This window comes from Phycisphaerales bacterium (genome assembly GCA_016716475.1).
Lineage (GTDB): Bacteria > Planctomycetota > Phycisphaerae > UBA1845 > Fen-1342 > JADJWG01.
The window spans coordinates 198,849-221,986 of record JADJWG010000001.1 but is presented as its reverse complement, the minus strand read 5'-3'; the positions used below and the strand labels follow the sequence as shown (position 1 = coordinate 221,986).

The 23,138-nt window shown below is 61.7% G+C and carries 16 protein-coding genes, 2 tRNA genes, 2 rRNA genes, 1 other RNA gene and 2 pseudogenes; 17 read left to right on the top strand and 6 right to left on the bottom strand.

The features are described 5' to 3' along the window. Window positions 1-123: 123 nt before the first annotated feature. On the bottom strand, window positions 124-3,318 hold the full coding sequence (locus IPM18_00995) for a protein kinase (GenBank protein ID MBK9118169.1): 3,195 nt from the start codon (window positions 3,316-3,318) through the stop codon (window positions 124-126). 2 nt (window positions 3,319-3,320) lie between these two features. Beyond that, window positions 3,321-3,911, bottom strand: coding sequence for a sigma-70 family RNA polymerase sigma factor (locus tag IPM18_00990; GenBank protein ID MBK9118168.1), 591 nt, complete (start codon window positions 3,909-3,911; stop codon window positions 3,321-3,323). 816 nt (window positions 3,912-4,727) lie between these two features. Here IPM18_00990 and IPM18_00985 point away from each other — a divergent pair. From IPM18_00985 to IPM18_00950, 8 genes and pseudogenes are all read left to right on the top strand, one after another. Further along, complete coding sequence (locus IPM18_00985) at window positions 4,728-5,054, top strand: hypothetical protein (protein MBK9118167.1); 327 nt, start codon at window positions 4,728-4,730, stop codon at window positions 5,052-5,054. Next, on the top strand, window positions 5,051-5,902 hold the full coding sequence (locus tag IPM18_00980) for a ParB/RepB/Spo0J family partition protein (protein MBK9118166.1): 852 nt from the start codon (window positions 5,051-5,053) through the stop codon (window positions 5,900-5,902). The genes IPM18_00985 and IPM18_00980 overlap by 4 nt, the downstream gene beginning before the upstream one ends. 138 nt (window positions 5,903-6,040) lie before the next feature. Beyond that, window positions 6,041-7,537, top strand: coding sequence for a hypothetical protein (locus tag IPM18_00975; GenBank protein ID MBK9118165.1), 1,497 nt, complete (start codon window positions 6,041-6,043; stop codon window positions 7,535-7,537). A gap of 74 nt (window positions 7,538-7,611) precedes the next feature. Next, the gene (locus IPM18_00970; protein MBK9118164.1) at window positions 7,612-8,202 is read left to right on the top strand and encodes a hypothetical protein; all 591 of its coding nucleotides are present in this window, start codon (window positions 7,612-7,614) and stop codon (window positions 8,200-8,202) included. Window positions 8,203-8,226: 24 nt separating this feature from the next. Further along, complete coding sequence (locus IPM18_00965; protein ID MBK9118163.1) at window positions 8,227-8,394, top strand: hypothetical protein; 168 nt, start codon at window positions 8,227-8,229, stop codon at window positions 8,392-8,394. A gap of 157 nt (window positions 8,395-8,551) precedes the next feature. Then, window positions 8,552-9,268, top strand: a complete 717-nt coding sequence (locus IPM18_00960; GenBank protein ID MBK9118162.1) for a J domain-containing protein — start codon at window positions 8,552-8,554, stop codon at window positions 9,266-9,268. 233 nt (window positions 9,269-9,501) lie between these two features. Continuing rightward, window positions 9,502-9,954, top strand: a pseudogene (locus IPM18_00955) (recombinase family protein). 378 nt (window positions 9,955-10,332) lie between these two features. Next, a pseudogene (locus tag IPM18_00950) lies at window positions 10,333-10,497 on the top strand (recombinase zinc beta ribbon domain-containing protein). 473 nt (window positions 10,498-10,970) lie between these two features. Here IPM18_00950 and ssrA read toward each other — a convergent pair. From ssrA to IPM18_00930, 4 genes are all read right to left on the bottom strand, one after another. Further along, window positions 10,971-11,325, bottom strand: a transfer-messenger RNA (tmRNA) gene (ssrA, locus tag IPM18_00945). A 189-nt stretch (window positions 11,326-11,514) separates the two neighbouring features. Next, window positions 11,515-11,967 (bottom strand): hypothetical protein, encoded by a 453-nt coding sequence (locus tag IPM18_00940; protein ID MBK9118161.1) that lies wholly within the window; start codon window positions 11,965-11,967, stop codon window positions 11,515-11,517. An 87-nt stretch (window positions 11,968-12,054) separates the two neighbouring features. Continuing rightward, window positions 12,055-12,585, bottom strand: coding sequence for a hypothetical protein (locus tag IPM18_00935; GenBank protein MBK9118160.1), 531 nt, complete (start codon window positions 12,583-12,585; stop codon window positions 12,055-12,057). A 93-nt stretch (window positions 12,586-12,678) separates the two neighbouring features. Further along, window positions 12,679-13,311 (bottom strand): sigma-70 family RNA polymerase sigma factor, encoded by a 633-nt coding sequence (locus IPM18_00930; GenBank protein MBK9118159.1) that lies wholly within the window; start codon window positions 13,309-13,311, stop codon window positions 12,679-12,681. 175 nt (window positions 13,312-13,486) lie between these two features. On the opposite strand from IPM18_00930, the gene IPM18_00925 reads away from it, so the two are divergent. The 9 genes from IPM18_00925 (at window position 13,487) to IPM18_00885 (ending at window position 23,000) form a co-directional block, all read left to right on the top strand. Next, complete coding sequence (locus IPM18_00925) at window positions 13,487-14,206, top strand: hypothetical protein (protein MBK9118158.1); 720 nt, start codon at window positions 13,487-13,489, stop codon at window positions 14,204-14,206. A 121-nt stretch (window positions 14,207-14,327) separates the two neighbouring features. Then, window positions 14,328-14,969 (top strand): hypothetical protein, encoded by a 642-nt coding sequence (locus tag IPM18_00920; protein ID MBK9118157.1) that lies wholly within the window; start codon window positions 14,328-14,330, stop codon window positions 14,967-14,969. A gap of 392 nt (window positions 14,970-15,361) precedes the next feature. After that, a tRNA-Ile gene (locus IPM18_00915) sits at window positions 15,362-15,435 on the top strand. 160 nt (window positions 15,436-15,595) lie between these two features. Continuing rightward, window positions 15,596-15,668, top strand: a tRNA-Ala gene (locus IPM18_00910). Window positions 15,669-15,962: 294 nt separating this feature from the next. Next, window positions 15,963-18,795, top strand: a 23S ribosomal RNA gene (locus IPM18_00905). A gap of 153 nt (window positions 18,796-18,948) precedes the next feature. After that, window positions 18,949-19,057, top strand: a 5S ribosomal RNA gene (gene rrf, locus IPM18_00900). Window positions 19,058-19,139: 82 nt separating this feature from the next. Beyond that, entirely contained in the window at window positions 19,140-19,928 is a 789-nt protein-coding gene (locus IPM18_00895; GenBank protein ID MBK9118156.1) for an alpha/beta fold hydrolase, read from the top strand. A 7-nt stretch (window positions 19,929-19,935) separates the two neighbouring features. Beyond that, window positions 19,936-21,147 carry an aminotransferase class I/II-fold pyridoxal phosphate-dependent enzyme gene (locus tag IPM18_00890; protein ID MBK9118155.1) on the top strand — a complete coding sequence of 404 codons (1,212 nt, stop codon included), beginning with the start codon at window positions 19,936-19,938 and terminating at the stop codon, window positions 21,145-21,147. Window positions 21,148-21,809: 662 nt separating this feature from the next. After that, on the top strand, window positions 21,810-23,000 hold the full coding sequence (locus IPM18_00885; protein ID MBK9118154.1) for a hypothetical protein: 1,191 nt from the start codon (window positions 21,810-21,812) through the stop codon (window positions 22,998-23,000). Window positions 23,001-23,138 lie beyond the last annotated feature (138 nt).

Genomic DNA, 23,138 nt, shown 5'->3' with positions numbered 1-23,138 from the left:
TTGGACGCAGCCTATGTGGGTCATTCACATACCGACCCTTCCACCGCACGGCGGGACGCTCCGTATGGCGGCGGTCCTCCGCCGACTATAATCCGAGCGGCGGTGGAGGGCAGACCCTCCGACTCACCGCTTCCATGCTGCAACGCGCGCATCAAGGTGGGCTGCCAGTTCCGATGGGTCCACCGGCAAGCCGGAAGCCGGGACGGTCAGGATCGGCTCGTCATCTTCCGAATCAGCGACATAGACCCGCAGGATACCTTCATCGAAGGCGTAGAAACGACGGCCGTCACCGGAGGTCGGCATCACTTTGGGCGTGGTTGTTGAGTCGGCGGTTCGGATCTGACCCGAAGCCAGCTCAGCAACGAGCGTCACCTGGTGGTCATCGAACGACTGCATGGTGACGAGGCTGCCCGACGCGTCGAACTTCAGGCCTCGCGCCCCCTGATCAGCACGGAGCACCCAGCTTGAGGATGCGAGGTCCCAGACGGCGAACTGCTTGCGAGCGCCGAGAGCCAGTCGCTCGCCGTCCGGGCTGAACATGAGTTCAATGATGCCGAGAATAGCAAGTTGAGCCGTCTCCCGGCCCGAGCCGGTCTCGACGACAACCGCGGCGCTTGCGATGCTGGCGGAAGCGAACAGGCTCTCATCGGGCGAGAAGCACCACGGAACGATGTGGGTCCCCTGCGGGTAAGGAATGGTCGCCAGCCGCTTCGCACGCTGAACATCCCATAGGAAAACAGTGTCGTCAGAAAAGTAGGCGGGTCTCGCCCAGTCCGCCGACCGACTCCCCCGGAAAGCGAGGAAACGCTCGGTCGGGCTGTACAGCACTTCTCCCGCGCTTGAAGTGCTGCCCATGTGTCCGACCAGAATCCGGCCATCTGCATCGAGAAGGGAGACGCTCCCGGTGTCGGGGTTGAGGCGGGTGCGCAGCCGCCCGGATGGGCTTTGCGTCGAGCCGTACTCTCGTTCTTGTTGCCACGGCTCGGAGTATGTGGACGCGCTGGTTTTGGCAGTAAATGGGCTTGTGCCGGATCTACGGTCCCAAACGCAGATCGTTCCACTGCGTGTTGCCGCAACAGTGAGGCGCGTCCCGAATCCGGCGGAAACGAGTGTGTCCGTGGCACCGAGCAGTTCGCGTGGGTCATCCGATGTCCTGCCTGGGTGTACGGTCCAGACGCGGACGACATTGTCGGAGCACCCCGCAATCAGCTTTTGTCCATGCATATAGATGCTGGTTGCTTTGAAACGGTCATCGAAGGGCGTCTGCCTCGGCGTATCGTCGAACGCACCCTGCGCCGGCGATGACAGAAGCCGGATGGACCCTTGACCCAGCATCGCCCCGATAACCAAGCCTTGGCGGCTCGTCGGCCACATACGCTGGGCTGACCGTGAGCCTCGCTGCGAAGCAGTTCCTGAAGAAAGCCACACCGAACGGCGGATCGTCGTATCCGTCGTCTCTATGAACCGGTCGTTGTCGCTGAAATGCAGCCGGGTGACGGGGTGTGAGACCGCAGGTGGGTAAGGTTCATTGGGATCAATCCCACCACCGGCCCCGGCTCGTGCTCCGGTTGACAAATCCCAGCACACCCAGCTGCCGTGGTATCCCCCGGCAACCACCCGGGAGCCATCCGGGCTGAAAGCCACAGCTTGCCCACTGATGTCGCCATTGTCAGTAACGGCAAGACGCTCGGCTCCGGTCGTGGTGTCCCAGACGCGCAGATACGCCAAACGGTTCTGGCCACTCGTGACATAGCATGTCGCCGCGACCAGCTTGCCATCCGGGCTGAACGCCACGGCGTCGCACGCCTCAACAAGCGCTTTGGCGCTCTGTCCCTGCCTGCGAGGGCCGATCTGGAACTGGAACAGGCGATCGCCAGTCTCCAGGTTCCACAGGCTGGCGTGGACCATGTCCGCCGTTGCCAGCAGGCGGTCGTCGTCGGTGATCGCAAGACAGCGGATGCCCGGCTCCGCCTCGATTCGATGACACAAACCTTGAAGCACCTGGTCCCAGTAGTACCACTCCAGTCCTCGGAGATCCTCCCCGCCCTCAACAGGGCGATGCCGGTGGAGTAGCTCCTCCATCCGGCTCACCTCATGAGCCTCCCTGGCGTACGCCACATCGCGCATGTCGGCGACATACTCGCGCATCGCCTTTCGTTTGACCGCAAGATCGGCCGTGACTTCTGCATGGTCGGCCCGGCCCTCGGCATCGACCAGATTCGTTTCGGCCCGTGTCGCTCTGTTTGCATACAACCCGGCTGACCAGATACCGGCCGTCGCCAGGACGAGCAGCACAAGCATGGCAGCCGCCTGTAGCGGTCGGCGCTGTGCCCGTCGCCAGAGCAACTTCATGCCTCCGGGCAAGCAGGCTTCTACGGGTCGTCCACTCTCGAATCGATTCAGATCGGCGGCGAGTTCGGCGGCCGACCGGTAACGATCATGCTGGGATTTTTGAAGGCAGACCAGGCAGACGAGATCGAGGTCTGCTGGGACCAGTGGATTGAGCACCGACGGAGGAATGGGTTGGTCCCAGGCGATCTGCGTTTTAATATCGCGGTTCGACCGGTCTTGTCGCGGGAACGGCGTGCGTCCGGTGAGGGCCTGGTATAGGGTCACGCCGAGCGCGTACACATCCGTCGCGGCCGTGATGTCCCCCAGCACGGGATCGATCTGCTCCGGAGGCATGTAGGGCTGCGTGCCGATGACATCCTCTGTGCCGGAGATGCCCAGCGGCGCGTTGGTGGCCTTCGCAAGGCCGAAATCCGCGATGAACGGCTTGCCCGTCTCGCGCTCGATCAGGATGTTCTCCGGCTTGATATCCCGGTGTAGGTAGCCCTCCTTGTGAGCGACATGGACGGCGTCGGCGATCAGGCGGACCAGTTCCACTGCCCGCGACACTTCCAGCGGATGCTTGCCGATGAGCCGCTGGAGGTCCGTGCCATCCACGAATGGCATGACGATGAACGGCTGCCCGTGCACCATGCCCTGGTCGATGACAGGCAGGATGTTGGGGTGTCTGAGTTCAGAGCCGATGCGGGCTTCAAGTTCAAACCGCTGGCGTGCGGATTCATTCTGGAGCCGATGTCCAGCAAGAACCTTGATCGCGCATGTGTCCCATGTCCCGTCGTTGTGGGCAAGGAACACCTGGCCGAAGCTTCCGGCACCAATGCAGCGCAACAGGGTGTAGCCGCCGAACGCCTGAGGGAACAGCGAATCGTCCGAAGCCGCCGAATCGGCGTGCGACATGACCGCAACCGTGGACCAGCCCGGTGACTCCGACGGGCGCGGATCTGGCTCGGGAGTGGCGTGCTCGCTCATGGTTATCCGTGGCTGGAGGCGAACTGGTATGCCTGGCTGCTTCCGAGCATCTCGCGCATGCTTTTCAGGGCTCTCCGGTACAGGCCGTCAACCTGTCCTGGGGACTTGTCCAGTGCGTCGGCTATCTCGTTGAATGTCTGTTCGAGGACAATACGGCGCAGGATGATGTCTCGTGCCGACACATCCAGCTTGGACAGGCAATCTTGAACGGCATCCAGTGACTGCTCCTTCCCCACGGTACGGCTGGGGGTATGGCCATCGCGCTTCGCCTGCTCCAGAACCGCATCTTCAATGGCAGGCAAGTGTGTCTTGAACTTGCGTGCCCATTTCCTGACGGTATTTCGAGCGATCGCGTTGATCAGCTTCCGCATGTCACCTTTCAAATCGTCGGTTCGCTGCTCAAATTTAGCAAGTGCCGGACGACACTGGATGACGACCTCCTGCACGATGTCCTCGGGCGACACGAACTGGTGAAGGGCGGACCCCTTCATCATCTCTTTCACCACTGGCAGAAGGCTGTCCAGTATCTCGATGACAAGGGCATTGATCTCCGGGTCATCGTGAAACGAGCCTTCCGGTTTCTCCATCGTCATGCCGTTCCTCCGATGCCATTGGCGGCCAAGCACTCAGAAAATCTTCAACTCGCGCGCGGGAATCGGGCAGCGCGCGCACTGGAATAGTGACCGAACTCACTCAACCCGGAGTAGTCATGCTGCATCGCTCCATCCAAGTCCTGCTTCAATCTGACGGAGAATGCCCCGTGTGGGTCGCAAATGCGACCATGATCGCCAGGAAGCTGGATCGACTGACTCCTGACCTCGACCGCCTATTTTACCGGGATCTGTCTGTCCCCGGCATGCGGCGTTCGCGAGCCGATCCCTCGGGTCGGACCGGGTCTCCTATGAGCTCGAATTGGGTCAGAGCGCGGCTCGAGAAGGTTCGGGATGAATGGCCCCGGATCGCCCGTACTTCCAGACGAAATCGCCCTTGGTCATCATCGCGGCCTTGGACATCAGCCACCATAATCGCTGGCTGCCCCGTCTTAGGGCAGTTGATCGCCAGCCCTAACGATTTTAGGGTTGCATTCGCATCGGCGCAGAGCTGCCGTTTTTCATCGAGATTGTCCTGCGGGGTCTGTTCGAGCGCGGCGTTGAACGCTGGGCCGAAGGCAGCTGCGAGTTCCTGGTGGAAGGCCGTCCGAAGTTCGCGAAGTCCCTCGACTTGCCTCGTGTAGTCGCGTGAAGGGTCAGTGAGTACGCGATCAATCATCGCCCTCAGCGTCCGTCTCACATCCTGATTGTCGTCCGACACCGCACCTCAACACACTTGCTCAAACAGCCAGTGTGCCAGATATCACGCGCAAATGCAACAGGTTGATGTACTGCTGCCGCGAGACAAGGAGAACACAAGTGATTGAATTCATTGGATTGCTGAAGCTCGTTGTGGGTTGTTCGTCGCTGCTGTTTCTGGCCACATTGGTACTCCTCGCACTGCCTCAGAGCCGCCTTCGTGCCACCGGCCTTGAGATGGTCAAATGGGCCTTGGTTGCAGGACTGGTCCTGCTCATCTTTTCACCGCTCGATCTTCTGCCTGGCCTGCCGATCGATGATGTGTTCTACCTGATCGGCGTTATCCTTGCTGGTAAGTCTGCGTTTAGCAGCAGAGACACTCGCCTCCTCTACACGCAGGCTGAGCAGGCCGAACTCCGCAGCCGGGTGGATGGAGGACGGTCATGAGCCGCATACTGGACCTTGCCTCCCTGGCCGGATCGATTCACTCCGTGAAGGTGAAGGACATCGTCCGGCGGCCCCAGGTGCGGGATTGTCGAAGTCAAGAAGACAGGTTGGTGCTGGCGCAAAGCATCGCGCAGAACGGCATCTATGTACCGCTGATCGGCCATTGGGAAGATGGCCAACCAGTGCTCGATGACGGCTACGGACGGCTGGAGGCCGCCGAGTCCGTGGGCTTTGACGCCGTTCCCATGATCCTTACTGATCGTGTGCCCACACCGGCCGAGCTTATCACGCTTCAACTCGTGGTCAACACAGCGCGATCGGATCTCACAGTTATGGAGAAGTCGCGAGCGTACGCCCGGCTGATGCAGGAGACCGGATGGTCAGCGGCGGAAATGTCCGTAAAGCTTGGGAAGCCGTCGCCATCAACGATCTCCAAGCTGCTCACACTTCAGCTACTTCCAAAGGAGGTTCAGGACTTGGCGGACGCTGGTCGTCTTCCTATGAGCAGTGCCTACGCCATTGCGACCATAGCGGATGCTGCCGAGCGTGCTCGTCTGGTTCAGGGAGTAATCGATGGCAAGCTCACGCGTGATCAACTTGTCGCAGAATCGAAGATCGTCAAGAGCGGACGCCGTTCGACTCAGTCTCGCCAGCCGCGACAGGTGAAACGCGAGCGCGTCCTTATCCGACTCGGGGAAGGACGTTCCGTGTCTCTCTCTGCTCCGAGCATCACGGCTGAGGACATCGTGTCCTGGCTGACAGAGCTTGCGGAGCGGATCAGGAGCGCCGGTGTCGATGGTCGTCCGCTGGCAGACATCGTGGCCGAAGTGTCATGCAAACCCAAGTAGGGGGTTCAGTCATGGAACTCGTCATTGTCTTCGGAATCTTCCTCGTCGCCCTGGCGCAGAAATCGTCGGCCGACGGAAAACAGAAAATCCTGGAGTCAAAGGACTCCTACACACGCAGGATCTGAACGGAGTACACAGATGTTTGGCTTGTCGGGAAGAAGCCGGCGCAAGAAGGAACGACGCGATACGCTGAATGCACCGCTCCTGCGTTGGGCTTCCGGAACCATTTGGACCGTGCGCGACGCACTCGAAGGGACACTCGCCCTCGGGGCAACCGGCTCGGGAAAGTCCAGCGGAAGCGGACGCTTCATCGCCCAGGCCATGCTTCGGGCGGGGTTCGGCGGGCTCGTTCTCACCGCCAAGCCGGATGAGCGGAGCGTGTGGGAGCGTTACTGTCATGAGACAGGTCGGTCGGACGATTTGATCGTCTTTGGACCGGATACCCCGCACCGGTTCAATTTTCTCGATCACGAGGCGACGAGACAAGGCAGTGGAGCGGGTCTGACTGAGAACATAGTCAGCTTGCTGGCGACGGTTCTGGAAGTCGCCGAGCGCAACTCGGCGGGCGGCAGCGGCCGCGATGACGAAGGCTATTGGAAGCGCGCCAATCGGCAGCTCTGCCGGAACATTGTCGATCTTCTCCTCCTCGCCAAGGGCCGTGTGACCGTGCCCGACATGTACCGGGTGGTGGTATCCGCTCCGACATCGGCGGACCAGCTCGCCTCCGACGAATGGAAAGAGCAATCCGCGTGCTTCCGATGGCTCAGCGAAGCCGACGCGAGGCACAAGACGCTGCGTGAGCGGTCGGATTTCGGGATCGTCGCCGATTACTGGCTCCTGGAGTTTCCGGGGCTCAGCGACAAGACGCGCAGCGTGATAGTTTCGACCTTCACCTCAATGGTCGATGTACTCAACCGCGGCATTCTCCGCGAGCTGTTCTGCGAGGACACAGACCTGGTGCCGGAAGCAACCCAGGATGGCCGGATCATCCTCATCGATCTGTCCGTCAAAGAGTTCGCCGAGGTAGGTGTCTTCGCCCAAGTGCTGTGGAAGCACGCCTTCCAGCGCTCCATCGAACGCCGCAACATCGCTGACAGTCCTCGGCCGGTATTCCTGTGGGCCGATGAAGCGCAGCACTTCGTCACCTCGTACGACATGCAGTTCCAGACAACCTGCCGCGCTGCGCGTGTCGCCACCGTCCTGCTCTCGCAGAACTACAGCAACTTCATCGCGGCGCTCGGCGGCGGGGAGAAGGGTCGCGCCGAGACGGACTCGCTGCTGGCTAATCTCAACACGAAGGTGATGCATGCCAATGGCGACCCGGTGACGAACGAGTGGGCTGCGGGTCTGATCGGCAGATCCCGTCAATTCATGGCCAGCGGCAACACCAGCTATTCGGCCGAGGACGAGGCCAACGCCGCCATCGGTATGAGCTGGCTGCCCCGCAGCGGCAGTTCTTCGGCGGGCTTCTCTGAGGTCTTCGAGTACGAGGTCCAACCACGCGAGTTCACGCGGCTACGCACCGGCGGGCCGGCCAATCGCGGCCTGGTCGATGCGATCGTGTTCCAGAACGGAAAGGTATTCAAGGAGTCCGGGCGCAACTGGTTGCCCGTGACTTTCAAGCAGCAACTCTGAGCGGGAAATCAAACCGGAGAGCAACGGGCGGGTTACCGCCGGCGCGATGACTGCGCGCACACCTAGGAGTCACCATGAACCAGCAACAGGCCCCGTCCACGATCGATCATGTCCGACTCGGCCTCACGGCCTTCGCGTTTCTCTGCCGCGCGCTGGCGTTGTCGGTCGAGGTCTTCCTGCACCGGGTGGATTCCTTCGGCGAGCGGTATATCGGGCTCCAGTCTGCACTCACCTGCCTGCTGATCCTGTTCTTTCCAGCGTTCTGCAATCCGGCAAACGACCCGACACCGATGTTCGCCTACCTCGTCTGCTACCTGTTCATGACGCTGTGCATCCGGGCACGCATCCAGATCCGCAGACGCAGCGGCAAACCACAGCCGCACAGCTACTACACCGGAAGACCGCTGCTCATGGGCATCTTCCGCCGCACAAGCGAGGAAACGGTCAAGACGCTCATCGAGCCCCTGACTGTCTTCCTTGCCGGTGCGTTCGTGATGGAACTCAGTCCGACTCTGGGCGGCTATCTGATGTGCGCTTCCGCCGGACTCGTGGTGACCACCAAGCTCATGGTGGATGGAGAGCGTGAACGCGCCATCAGGATGAGCGACTCATACATCGACCAGCGCGCAGCGGCGGAGCGTTTCCGTTCGATGCGCGGCGATTAACCAACAGCCCGAAGGAGACAATCCATGACACGCGACAACGACACTCCCAAGATCGGCGCTGGACACGCCTCGGCGATGTTCAGGCAGGGCCTCTCTGAACTGCGCGGGGCGCTGTACCCGGAATCCAATGTGGCGCAGCCGACGGTGTACGGCATCTACGGCACGAAAACGCCCGGCGAGGTCATGCAGTAGAAGCAGGGGGAGCAGCGCGATCCCGATGAATCGCCCTCCATCCTCGACGAGCGACTGAAACAGGCGGAGCAGCAACGCGACGCCGACGGTGGCCGTGAGCCCGAATCACCCCAGCATGAGCGCGAGTAACTCTGCCCACCATGAATGGAGAGCAGTCATGTGGATCGTGAGCATCATCGCCGCTGGAGTCATCGCCTTGTGTCTGTGGTTCATGAGGATGGATAAACGCAGAGCGTATGTGAGGCAGCGCATTCCTTTTGGTCTGACACCGCGAGAGATCGAGTGTGCCATTGTGCAGTTGCAGGGGCAGCCGACGGAGCGGCGCTACAGCGTCGATGGTGCCCTCACGCTGACCTACCGCTGTGGCGATCTGCGAGTCGTTGAAGCACACAAGGCCACGGACGACATGTGGACGGAGTGGATGCCTTTCGAGTTCGTGGTGACGGCCAAGCTCTTCGACAATATATCGCTCGTGGGTCTTCACATGCTCGTTCCCTCACAGGTCACGCTGTCGATGGAAGTCATCAAGTCGTTCAAGCAGTTCGCGGCCACCGAACTTGCGAGCCTCGTGGCAGTATTGGAGCGGGCCGAGGCTGAATGGGCGCGAGAACACCGGTCGAAGGCTCCGCATCAGGAATCGCAGAATGCTGCTCCGGTGACATCGACGGATGACAGCAATTTCGACCTGCTCGGTCTCAAGCCCGGCGCGACTTGGCCTGAGGTGCAGGCCGCATTCCGCACCATCTCCATGCAGTTTCACCCGGATCGCATGGTGGGGCTGCCCCCTCACCTCGTCGAACTCGGCACCAAGCGTTTTAACGAGGCCTCGGTCGCCTACCAGCGGCTGCGAGTGCAGCTCGGATCGCAAGCCTGAGGATGGAAACCGTGCCGGCCAGACGCCTCCAGACCGAGCCAGGCGGGCGTGGGGAAACCCCGCAGCAGCCTCTGCCGCCGGGCACGCCGGAGTGGATCACGCCGGAACTGGTGGATCGCACCATCCGGGTCTGGCAGCCTTTCTACGGGAAGGCGCAACTTTCCCCCGCCGATGCCGTACAAATACTTGTCGGTACGGGGCGGCTCCTGGCCGTCCTCGACGGGAGATGAGTCATGAAGCAGTTCGTCGCGTGGGCACGGGTGAGTTCGGCCCGTCAGAAGAAGGAGGGCTTCAGCCTGGAGGACCAGGAAGCCCGCCTCCTGGAGTTCGCCAGTCGGCTGGGCGGCAGCGTCGTCAAGCTCTTCAAGATCGCGGAGACCGCCTCGAAGCGCGATGAGCGCGAGACCTTCCGCGAGTTCACGGCGTATGTCGAGAAGAACGCCCTTGTGCTGAGCGGGATGCTCTTCGTGAAGGTGGACCGTGCCGCCCGGAACATCCGGGACTGGGCCGACCTGGAGGCGCTCGCCGAAGAGACGCATGTGCCCCTCCTCTTCCCTGACCAGCCGACGGGCGAAACCCCCGCGGGCCGAATGCAGCGGCGCATGTCGGCGGTGTTTGCCAGCTACCAGACCGACCAGCAGGCCGCCGACATCAGTTCCGGCATCCGTCGCCGCGTCGAGAGCGGCCTGCCGATGGGACGCCAGTATGGCTACCGCAATGTCCGCATTCACGGGCGCAGCATCGTCGAACACGATCCGGTGAATGGCCCGAAGGTGCGACGCATCTTCGAGATCTTCGCCTACCAGCCGCACACGCTCATGACGCTGATCGACGCCCTCGCCCGGCAGGGCATCATCTACACCGACCGTCATCCCCGCTTCGACAAATCGGTGCTGTACCGCATCCTGAACAATCGGCACTACATCGGCGAGGTCAAGTTCAAGGGGCAGTGGCATCCCGGCTCATTCGAGCCGCTCATTGACCGGGCGACCTTCCAGGCGGCGCAGGACCGGTTCAGCGGTCGGGTGATCCGCAAGCCTGAGATCACCTTTGCCGGCGGGCTGATGCGGTGCTCCGTCTGCGGCCATGTGGTCACCGCCGAGAAGAAGCGGAAGACCTCCCCGGACGGCACGGTCCGCGAGTACAGCTACTACCGCTGCTCGCAGTACAACCGTCCCGGCCATCCGCGGCTGCGTCTGCCCGAGCGGGCCATCAACGACCAGTTCCTCGATCTCTTCGATCGGCTGCATATTGCCAGCCCGGAGGTCCGCGAGTGGATCAAGGAGGTCATCCGGGCCAGAGCAGGAGCCGACCGGGAGCAGAACGCTCAGCACCGGGCCGAACTGGAGCGTCAGAAGCGGCAGGTCGAGGCCAAGCTCAAGACCCTGCTCGACCTGCGGATGGATGGGGAAATCACCGCAGACGACTACAGCGACAAGCGGGCCGAGCTTCACGAGCGGGAGTCGGCGATCCGCCTCCAACTGGAGACGACCGACCTTGATGACCGCCAGGTGGCGGACCTGGCCATCGCGGCGTTTGAACTCTCGCAAAGCCTGAAAAACCGCTGGAAAAACGCGGATTACACAGCAAAACGCACCATCCTGGAGATCCTCTGCCAGGAGGTGCGTTTGAACTGCGAAAAACTCGAGATTTCCCTGAGAAAACCGTTCGATTCGCTGATCGACGGTGATCTCGTGTCAAAAAGTGGAGGCGGGGGGAATCGAACCCCCGTCCCGAAGCATTTCAGCCAGGGCCTCTACGTGTGTATTCGATCTATTGTTTTTAGACCCGTGTGCAGCCGGTCGACAGGCCGCATTCGGGGCGAGCCAGGTGGTTTCTCACGTTCGCATCACCCGGCGGGGATGCGCACGCCAGCCTGCTGTCTTCGTCGGAGCGCCTAGCAGGCGTCGCCGTCCGACGCACGGCCTACTTGTTAGGCCGCGAGACGATAGCCATCATTGGCATCTAACAGTTGTGCCAGGTGTTTTACGAGGCCTCCTGACAACCTCGACACGCCACCCTGACCTCAACCTGCCCGGTCGAAGCCAGTCGCCCCCGGAGTGATAGGGGACAGTTCCGTCGCCACTCGGTTTTCAAACAGCATAAAGCGGTGCCAGCCGCGGCCGCACCGTCCCCACCCAATCCTCAGTATAGCATCGGTTGCGTGCCATGGCGCGAGCACGGTTTGCATGAGTGTGTCACCATGGCGCAGGAGTATCCACTTGTAATGATGGCCACTGACGGTTTCAAGCGCCGGAAACGGCCACGATCAGTTCGTCACCTTCGCCGAGCGAGAAGCCACCGGAAAGCTGGTAGCGGCGGGCGTCCACGGTCACGGTTGTGTTCAAGCGGCGCTCACTTCCTTGGAGGACTTCAACACGCATCGTGATGCGCTTGCCGTCGTTCCTGGTGGGCGTGATCTTCGCCGTGTAGCCGCCGGTAAGGGCGGTTGTGTAGGCCTCGCCGATCTTGGTGCTGCCGCCGGCGCGCCGCTCGAGCTTGAAGCCCGTAAAGCGGAACTGACGCTTGAGGGTGTCGGCGATGCTGCGCAGTTCCGGCGAAATGTCGGTGTTCTTCGTCGTGGCGCGGATCGCGAGCACCTGGATGTCCGCGGTCTTGCGCTCCTCCTGGGCGGTTGCCATGCCAGCGCCACTGAACAAAAGCGCCGCTAGGAAGAGCAAGGTGCGTTGGGTTGTCATGGATTCCTACTCCTGCGTGTGCCCTTCGAGAGAGTGCTTCCTCCGGACTGGACGTTGCCTGAACTACCTGCGCGCCGCGGCCGATAGTTAACTTTCCTGCGGCAGCACCCAAATGACCTGCACACTGTTGTTGCCGCCGGTCGCGAAGATGAACGAAGTATCCCCGTCGTACACCTCGACCTGCTGAATATCCGCATCCGTAGCGAGTTGAATCGGCCAGAAGTCGGTGGTCGTCGATTCGCTTGGGGCACCCAGGCGCCAGCCCAGCGTCAACAACAAGCACGCGGCCGCGGCCATGACGGGTTGCCAGAGCCGCAAAATGAGCGGACGGCGAGCGCCACGGGTGTTCCCCGAGCGGACCTCCGCTGCCACGATCCGGTCCCACATGCGATTCCACGCGGCCGGTTCGGGTGATTCCACCACCTCCCATGCGGCAAGCTGCACCGCAAGATTCGCCGGCGGTGCCGGTGTGCGATCCGCCAGGCGCGCAAGCAGTTCGGGATTGCACGCGAGCGCGTGCTCGAGTTGTGCGAGCAAGCGCTCATCCAAGCCGGCCGGATCCCCGCTCTCAAGAGCGGCCAATAGCTGGTCCAGATTGTGCGGATCGAGCGCTGGCATCACAACTCTCACATTCCAATGGCCGACGTCCGCAGGGACCCAGAAGCCCCACAGTCCAGTGACCTCATCTTAACTACGAGCAACCGGACACACTTATTCTCCCAGGTTGTTCCCTTTTGTGCCCCTGCCGGCGGGGGCAAGGTCCGGTAACTTCTCATGCAGCCGCCTGCGAGCATGGAACAAACGGCTCATCACGGTCCCGATCGGGATTTCCACGGCCGCAGCAATCTCCTGGTAGGTCATTTCTCCGGTGGCGTACATCGAAAACACGGTTCTCTGGTCGGGCGGCAAGGCCTCGATAGCGGTTCGCAGCCGCGTGGCCAATTCTGCTGCCTCCAATTCCATCTCCGGTTGGTCGGCCGGGTCGTCTGACGCCAACTCGAAGCGCCGCTCATCCTGATCATTACCGGCATCCAGCGGCACCGCGAGCCGTACCTTGCGTGCCCGTAGCAGGTCAACGGCCCGATTGCTCACGATCCGCAGGAACCAGGTCTTGAAGTTGGCGCCCTGCTGAAACGAATCGAGCCGTTCGAACGCGCGGATAAAGGAATCCTGCACGACGTCCGCCGCATCTTCCGCGCGGGCCGTAATGCGCAAGGCCACGCGGAATGCTATTGCGCGATACTCGTCAAAGAGCGCGCGGCGTGCGTCGCGGTCGCCTGCGGCCGCAGCCGCAACGAGGCGCATTTCGGAAGGAGAGACGTTTGGCGAGCCGGGCTTATTCATGTGAATTCTGAAAAATTTCCGCTGGGGGCAGCATAGCGGGCGGAACCGGAAATTTCCGCCCTTGGCCTGAATATCCCGCCCGGGCCGGGCGTAAGCGAATCGCCGACGGTGAGCAGGCACGCAGCCGACGGCGAGCAGAACGAACCACGGCCTTCACGAATAAAGGAGATCAGTCATGCGTCGGTTCCTGGCAGCTTCGATCGGTTTCTCTCTGATGTGGGCGTCGGCTGCGATGGCCGGAGAGGCCATTGCGATTTCGACCAGTTCGAACGGTGGTCGGGCGAGTGCAACCGCAACCGCGATCGGCAATGCGGATTCGATTGCGATCGCCGGTGCGACCCGCGGTGGTGTCGCCATTGCGAATAGTGACGCGATTGGTGAGCGGAACGGCTACGCCAACAGTCGTGCGGTTGCGACGGCGGATCGCGGCGTCGCTCTGAGCAACTCGCTGGCGGATGCCCGTGGCCTCCGCGGCGGCAGTGCGGTCGCGGACAGCGAAAGCATCGCGGCGGCGATCGGCGGCCGGGCAGTCAGCAACAGTGAGGCGGTGGCCCGTGGCACGCTACTGGGCCATGCTGAGAGTCGCTCGACCTCGACGGCCCTGGGTGTTTATGGCACCTCGATCAGTGACAGCCGGGCGATCAGCAACGGGTCGTTTGGTGGTGTCGCTTCGAGCCGCAGTGATGCGCTCTCGGATGCCCGCGGCGGTCTGGCCGACAGCCGCAGTCTGGTGGTCAGCGATGCACACTTCCGGGCTCGAGCCGAGGCCGATGGCTTGGCGGTGAGTCACGGTGGCGTCCTGCGGGTGACGACCTCGAAGGTGCGAGTCGAGGCGAGTGCCGTGCAGATGGGCAACAGCCGAGCGAGCGCGGTGAACATCCGGTTGGGACGGTGAGTGGGTTGATGGATGGGTTGTGGCGGAGCGTCGAACTCCGCCCGGCCTGTCCGAGTGCGGCGCAAGCCGCGAGTCGAATCCTGAACAGGCGATGGAACGAGATTCCTCGGGAGAATGAGTCATGAAGCGCATGCGATACAGCGGGTTGGTGACTGGACTGATGATTGGGGTCGGAGTGAGTGGTGCGTGGGCGAGTGAGGCACAGACCTCCGCCTCAGCGACCGGGGGAAGAAACAACGGTGCGGCGACTGCGACCGCCCGGTATGACGGGCAGGTTGGTTTCGCCCGTACCGACACGAAGACGGGCAAGGTGAACCTGGCTCGCGGCGTTGCAGTGGGCGTCGATGCCAATGGGCTGAGTCTGTCACTGAGCCATGCGATTGCCCCACAGCACGGCCCGGCCATCGCGACCAACTTCAACATGAGCATCGGACGTGACGGTGAAGTGAACCACAGCGTCGGCAGTGCGGTGGCCACGGGCGGGAGCGGGCGCACGGTGATGGCGGGTGGCCAGACCCAGTCAAGCGTCCCTGGGCGTGTTGCGGTGGTGCACCAGCCCTCGGCCTTACACCCGTCAACGGTGCCGGTGGGTGGAGTGGTTCGGTTGCGATCCGGTCAGCCGATCGCACAGCACACGGTGATGGTGCAGCCGTCGCATGGTGGATCTGCCACGTCGATGGCAGGTGGAAATACCAGCGGAGGCGGCCGAGTGACCGCAAAGACCCAGAGCAGCAGCGTGCGACCGGTGATTCGACTGCGGTAGAACGCCGCGACCGAATGGGCGGTGGAAAGGGAGAAGTAATGCATCAGGCGATCCTTGGGAGTCGCCGGCCGGACTGAAAATGACGAAAACGGGCGCCCGTGGACAGCCCGAGGCCGCGGGCGCGACCGCCCCATCCGTGTGCGTTGCACGGGTGGGGTCCGGCCGTAGGCGGGGCCTTGGGACGGGCGTAGAAGGCGGGGGTGCGAAATTTTCCATAGAAATGGTTTTCGCAGGCGTTGACAGCCGACGAGAGCATGCTACAGTACGCAGCTCACCGCTCGGAACTGGAAGCGGTGAGGAGTACTGCCCGGCGAGTCAGAACGGGCTTGGTGTGGGACGCACGTCGGGCTCTGGCGGCCGGCCGCTGCTGGCAACGGGGCAAGGCGCCGAAAGGGCTCGTAGCTCAGTTGGTTAGAGCGCGTCCCTGATAAGGACGAGGTCCCAGGTTCGAATCCTGGCGGGCCCATGCGAGCCGTGGATGGTCAGCGTGGAAGACCTCTTCGCGGTATTGCAGACGGTGGCAGTGGTAGCTATTATCGGGTTCCTCGTGTGGCGCATGGGGCGCGGCGGCGGGACCTGAGGCCGCGGTGGATGTGACTAGGCGTGGCCTGGTCAGCGTGTTCCCCGGGGCCGTAGCTCAATCGGGAGAGCGCCGCGTTTGCAACGCGGAGGTTGCCGGTTCGATCCCGGTCGGCTCCAGTGCGAGGATCGAGAAAGTGGGGGCGTGAGCTTCCTGGCACCTGCTGGGTGTCCGGAAGCCCGCGAAAGCGGCGAGCCGGTGGCGAGAGCGGCCGGTTGTTGTTTGACAAGTTCATAGGTTGGGTTAATTCGTCAGGTATCGAACCGGACGGAAGAAGAGTCGGTTCTGTGCGTTTCCGGGTAACCGGAGGCGTGCGGAATAAGGATTCATTTCGTTCTCTCTGAATATCTGTCCCGCTGTCGGAAGTCGTTCCGGCCTGGGACAGGGTGCTGGCCACAGCCATTCATAAATGTGGTCAAGCTACTAAGGGTGTATGGTGGATGCCTAGGCGTGCAGAGGCGATGAAGGACGTTGTAGGCTGCGATAAGCTCCGGGGAGCCGCCAAACAGGCATTGATCCGGAGATTTCCGAATGGGGCAACCCGGCTTCACTGCGCAAGCAGATGGAGTCACCTGCGGCTGAATGCATAGGCCGTACGGAGCGAACCCAGAGAACTGAAACATCTCAGTACCTGGAGGAAAGGAAATCAACCGAGACTCCGTGAGTAGCGGCGAGCGAAAGCGGACTAGCCCATGAGTCGTCGTAAGCCGAGCTGAACGATCTGGAACGGTCGACCACAGAAGGTGACAGTCCTGTAAGCGGCCAGCGAGCGACGGCGATCGAGTAGGTCGGATGCCGTGAAACTCTGACTGAACATGCGGGGCCCACCCTGCAAGGCTAAGTACTCCTGCACGACCGATAGAGAACAAGTAAGGCGACTGAAAGGTGAAAAGCACCCCTTCTAGGGGAGTTAAAAGTACCTGAAACCATGCACCTACAAGCTGTAGGAGGCCGATTCCTTCGGGACGGCTGACTGCGTACCTTTTGCATAATGGACCGGCGAGTTACCGTATGCGGCAAGGTTAAGTGCTTCCGGCACGTAGCCACAGCGAAAGCGAGTCTGAATAGGGCGTCTAGTCGCATGCGGTAGACCCGAAACCAGGTGATCTACCCATGGCCAGGTTGAAGGGACGGTAAAACGTCCTGGAGGACCGAAGCCGTAAACGTTGAAAAGTTTTGGCATGAGCTGTGGGGAGGAGTAAAAGTCTAATCAAACCTGGAGATATCTGGTTCTCCCCGAAATGTCTTTTGGGACAGCCTCGGGCCACTACACCGTGGGGGTAGAGCTACTGAATGGAACGAGGGCCCTCACCGGGTACCTCCTCCAATCAAACTCCGAATACCACGGTGACTATCCCGGGAGTGAGACTGCGGGCGCTAACGTTCGTAGTCAAAAGGGAAACAACCCACATCGCCAGCTAAGGCCCCAAAGCTATGCTGAGTGCATAAGGAAGTCCGTCTTCCGTGACAGCCAGGATGTTGGCTTAGAAGCAGCCACCATTTAAAAAGTGCGTAATAGCTTACTGGTCGAGAGGATGGGCACCGATAATGATCGGGACTAAGCCTAGCGCCGAAGCTGCGGGCTCCGTAAGGAGCGGTAGGGGAGCGTACCACAGGAGATACAAGCCATACCGTCAGGAGTGGTGTCGGCCTGTGGTAGTGAGAATGCCGGTATGAGTAACGATAAAGAGGGTGAGAATCCCTCTCGCCGTAAGCCCAAGGTTTCCTGGGGAAGGTAATTCCGCCCAGGGTTAGTCGGATCCTTAGTCGAGGCCGAAAGGCGTAGACGATGGGCAGCAGGTTAATATTCCTGCACTCCGTATGAGGTCGAAGCGACGGGGACGTCGTTCTAGAGCGTGGCCCACTACGAGAATAGAGGGTGCCCGCAAGGGTGAGGCCGCTTGGTTGCCAGAGCACGCAACGGAACGACCGAGAAAAGCCGTCGTGGACAAAATGCGGATCCGTACCAAAACTGACACAGGTGGGCGAGGAGAGTATCCTAACGGCGCTCGAGAGAACGGTCCTTAAGGAACTAGGCAATTTGACCCCGTAAGTTCGCGATAAGGGGGCCCTCCCTCGTAAGAGAAGGGCGCAGAGAAACGGCTCTGGGAACTGTTTATCAAAAACACAGGTCTGTGCTAACTCGTAAAGAGGACGTATACAGACTGACGCCTGCTCGGTGCCGGAAGGTTAAGGAAGCAGGTCATCCGCAAGGTGAAGCTTGCAACCGAAGCCCCGGTTAACGGCGGCCGTAACTATGACGGTCCTAAGGTAGCGAAGTTCCTTGTCGGGTAAGTTCCGACGTGCATGAACGGCGTAATCACTGGAGCAGTGTCTCAAGGACCGACTCGGTGAAATTGAAGTCGCGGTGAAGATACCGTGTACCCGCAGCAAGACGGAAAGACCCCGTGAACCTTTACTATAGCCTGGTATTGGTAACTGATATCACATGCGTAGGATAGGTGGGAGGCGTTGATCCGGCGGTTTCGGCCGTCGGGGAGCCATCGTTGAAATACCACCCTTGTGCTATTAGCTACCTCACCGCGACCCGTGAATCCGGGCGCGGGACAGTGCTAGGTGGGTAGTTTGACTGGGGCGGTCTCCTCCCAAAGAGTAACGGAGGAGTGCAAAGGTCGGCTCAGCACGGTTGGCAATCGTGCGCAGAGTGTAAGGGCAGAAGCCGGCTTAACTGTGAGAGAAAAACCTCAAACAGATGCGAAAGCAGGCCCTAGTGATCCGGTAATCCCGTGTGGAAGGGTTATCGCTCAACTGATAAAAGGTACTCCGGGGATAACAGGCTGATGACTACCGAGCGTCCATAGCGGCGTAGTCGTTTGGCACCTCGATGTCGGCCCATCGCATCCTGGGGCTGTAGGCGGTCCCAAGGGTTCGGCTGTTCGCCGATTAAAGCGGTACGCGAGCTGGGTTCAGACCGGCGTGAGCCAGGTCGGTCCCTATCTGCTGTGGGCGTATGAGTCTTGAAGGGCCATCACTCTAGTACGAGAGGATTGGGTGGTACATGCCTCTGGTGTACCTGTTGTCGCGCTAGCGGCACAGCAGGGTAGCTAAGCATGGATTGGATAAACGCTGAAAGCATCTAAGCGTGAAGCCGTCCCTGAGATGAGGACTCAGTGCTCCCTTCGGGTGAGCTGAAGACCCCTGGAAGACGACCAGGTTGATAGGCCGGATGTGTAAGGGCAGAGATGTCCTCAGCTAACCGGTACTAACGGTCGAGGGCTTGACCGCATTTATGAATTGCTGTGTCCACCGCACGCACACGCGTTCGGCGGCACATGCAGGCACCGAGAGAGAACGGTGCGCGACCTGACGAAACCCAACCTTGTGAACTGGCGTGCAATCGCACCGACGGATCCTATCCGTACGGTGTGCACATGATCTGCCGGTGAGCATACGTGCGGGGCCACACCTGATCCCATTCCGAACTCAGCAGTTAAGTCCGCACGGCCGATGGTAGTCCTGATCGGGCGAGAGTAGGTGATTGCCGGCTTTTTGGGCCCGGTGTTCCACACGGAGCACCGGGCCACCTTTATGCGCTGAAAGTCGTATGCGTCTCAATCGCGGAGACTTCTATGCGGGTACGGGCTGGGGACGGGATCGAACTGTCGGTGGTCGAGCACGGGCAGGGAATGCCCGTTCTCTTTATTCATGGCTTCCCGTTGTGCGGAGAGTTCTGGCAGCCGACTGTCCGATGGTTGCAAGGTTATCGGGCGATTCTTCCCGATCTCCGCGGACACGGGGCCAGTGCAGTCTCCGAGCAAGCTTCCATCGAGCAGTACGCCGACGATCTCATCGCGGTGCTGCAGGGGTGTGTAGGGCGTGAGCCGGTTGTAGTTTGCGGCCTCTCCCTGGGCGGCATCATTGCGTTGGAGCTCGCTACCCGCCATCGGGAACGATTGCGCGGGCTGGTGCTGGTCGATTGCCGGTATCTTGAGGAGACGCAGGAAGGCCGCCAACAGCGCGAGACGCTTGCCGATCGCGTTTTGAACGAGGGCGTGGAGGAGCTAGCCGGGGAGATGGCTGGCCGACTTTTCGCTCCCGGCGCTTCTGAAAAATTACGAACGGAGTGGCGGGCGCGCATGGCGGCGACCCATCCGAGGGGAGTGGCTGCGGCCGTACGTGCAATCGCTGCGCGCCGGGACTACGCCGGCCTGCTTGCCACACTTGCTGTGCCGACCCTCGTGGTCTTCGGTGCGGAGGACATCGTGACGCCACCGGTGATCGGGCACGAAATGGCGCGGGCGATCCCAGGTGCCACGTTTGTCGAGATCGAGGCGGCAGGGCACCTGCCGCCGATAGAACAACCCGAGCGGTTTGCAGGTGTCCTGCAGGAGTGGCTCGATGCCTTACCAGGGCGATGAGTGTGCGATGCTACCCAGCGTGGCAGTCGAGGGGCCTGTTCGGCCGGCCGTGCGAACAGGAAATATCCGCTATGCGGTCCGGGATATTGCGGTCTTGGCGGAAGAGGTGCGGCGATCCGGCAAGCCGATGTTGTACCTGAATATCGGGGACCCCAATGCACACGACTTCGCACCGCCGGAGGCCGTGGTAGAAGCAGTCTGTCGTGCACTGCGCGATAACCGGAACGGCTACGCGCCATCATCGGGGATTCCGGAAGCGCTCGAAGCGCTGCGGGCTGACGCCTGCGCCCGGGGGATGCGCGGGGTACAGCACGCTTTCATTACAAACGGCAGCAGTGAGGCGATTGAGCTCGCGCTCAGTGCGCTGGTCAATCGTGGCGAGAACGTTCTGACTCCGACCCCCGGTTACCCGCTGTATACGGCCCTGCTTGCCAAGCTCGAAGCGGAGAATCGGCCGTACTTCCTGGATGAAGAGCGCGACTGGGCGCCTTGTGTTGAGGACATGGCCGAGAAGATCGATACCCGTACGCGCGCGATCGTGCTGATCAACCCGAACAATCCGACCGGCGCATCGTATACGCGGAGTGCCCTGGAGCGCATCGTCGAACTGGCTGTGCGGCACAACCTGGTATTGCTTTCCGATGAGATCTATGACCAGCTCGTGCTGGACGGTGAGCCGCACGTCCCCACTGCGGCACTACGCGACGACGCCAAAGTTGTCACGTTCAACGGCCTCTCCAAGGCCTACTGCTGCCCCGGGTTTCGGCTCGGCTGGGGGCTGGTCAGCGGGCCGGCGGCGGAGGTCGGGGACTATTGTGAGGCCATTCGTAAGATGGAGCGCGCCCGACTGTGTGCCAATCATGCCGAGCAGTACGCAATCGCTCCGGCCCTCGCGACCCCGGCGGCGTATGGTCAAGAGGTCCGCGCGAAGCTGGCGCGCCGCCGCGACATCACCTGCGCCCGGCTGAACGCCATTCCGGGGATTTCGTGTGTGCGGCCGGGCGGCGCTTTCTATGCGTTTCCGCGGCTGAATCTGGATGTCTCGGATGATGAGTTCGTGGCCGAGTTGATTCGACAGACGGGCGTGGTGCTGGTGCCGGGCAGTGGTTTCGGTCAGCGACCCGGCACGCGACACTTGCGGGTCGTATTCCTGCCGCCCGAGGAGCAATTGCACCTGGCGTTCGACCACATGGCGGGGCTCGCGGCGCGCTGGCAGTAGTCGGCAGTTCTCAGATTCGAGGCCGCCGGCCACAGGTTCACGGGCGACGGACCGTAAATCAGCGAAATTGTGCTTCCGTCGATGCGCCGCGCAGCTTTATGATGCATGCATCGGGGGGCAGGCCGGCATGGGACCGTAGGCGGGGGAGGTCGTGCGTCGGAGCGTGAAAAATGCTCGGACAAATAAGGGGCAAAAAGATGCGGATGTCACAAACCCGGAGCGCGGCCGGGTCTGTGGTAGTCCTGGTACCCGGGCTGGTGGGTGGCTGGGGGGCGGCAGCAGCGGATGGTGGTGTGCATGGCGATTCCTCCCTTGCATGGAAAGACTGTGCCCGGGGGTTCAGTGCGACATGCCGGAGTCGAACTCCAGCTCTGGCGCGTGCGTGGCGGGTCACACGATCAGCATGGGCTTCAAGCGGTCGGAACAACACTACCCCGACAACCTGGAGGGTGAAGGCGTCGTGAACTTCATGAACTTCGCGGACTTCGCGAACTGTGTGGCACATCTCCCCGTTCATTGTGCTGCTGACAACCAGCGGGCCATTGCCAGCACATTTACGGTTGAGATAAGACAGGCCGCAGAGCCACCTGCACCAGGCGGATTGCGGAAGGTGCCTGTCAAGCGGCCTGGAAAGTCAGTCTTCGGACTGAAGGAGAGAAGCCATGTCATCGTCTCGTCAGCATCCTTGTACGCAGCAACTGGGCCGCCGGACCGCATGGATCCTGCTGTTCCTCTGTGTCAGTCCGAGCGGTTTCGCCGACTTGGTCATCTCGGATGGTTCAGATGGACCATTCGCGCCCACGGGCAGCCAGACGATCGTGCTCGACAACGTCGCCCCGGATGGCGTGTTCAACTTTACGACGATCCATATTCCACCAGGCGTCACCATCCGCTTCGCCCGCAACACGCTGAACACACCGGTGTTTTTCGCGGCGACCGGCGACGTCCTGATCGAGGGGACCATCGATCTTTCGGGTGCCAACTTTGACCTGAGCCCGGGACCGGGCGGGTGGTGGGGCGGGCCGGGTAGTCCGAATGCGGCCGGTACAGCCGGAGCAGGTCCGGCAGGCGGTGGCGGAGGGCCGGTGACGACCAATCAGGGTAACGCCGGAGGCGGTGGCGGCATGGCTACGGCGGGCCTCAGGGCCACATCACGCACCGGCTCCAACCCGGCCCCCGGCGGACCGGCGGTGGTGCGGCCGTCAATGGCGCCGGGGTGGACCGGCGGGGGTGGTTCCGGCGGTGGCGGTGGGGGTGGGCGGTTATTCTTTGGAGTGGATATTCCTGGTGGGGGGGGCGGCGGGGCGGGTGGGGCCTTGCAGATCTCGTCGCCCGGCACGGTGACCGTCACGGGTACGCTACGGGCAAACGGCGGGCACGGGTCGTGGGCGTTTGCGAATGTCTTCGCCCACGGGGGACCGGGTGGCGGCGGTTCCGGGGGTCATGTGGAGATCTACGGCGCCGCAATCGTCATCGCCGACACGGCCCAATTCGAGGCGCGTGGCGGCGCAGGCGGCGGTTTGAGCACAGAGCCGGTTCCGAACGATCCGTTCTACTTCTCGAGTGGCGCCCATGGCGGTCTTGGGTACATCCTGCTGATGGCCGATGTTGTGGCAATGGATCCGAACGCAACGTTGGATGGTGTTGTCATTGCGGTGGGCTGTTCCTTGGCAGACCTCGACGAGAGCGGCGCTATCGACTTTGGTGATGCCGGGCTGCTCATGGCGTGCGTGCTTGGGCCGGACGTCACGGTTGGCCCGGAGTGTGAGCGGTGCGACTTCTTCCAGGATGGGGACGTGGATCTGGCCGAAATCGGTGTGCTGCAACTCTGTTTCGGAGGGAGCGCTCGGTAGTAGCACTACACCGCAGTGAAGTAGCGGACCCCACCCGTGGTTGATGTAGAATGCCGAATCCGCCTTGGAACCCCACGTCTGCCACGGCTGGTCGTCGAGGTAGCTGTACAGCGGCACGGCCTGCTCGTGAATCTCGAT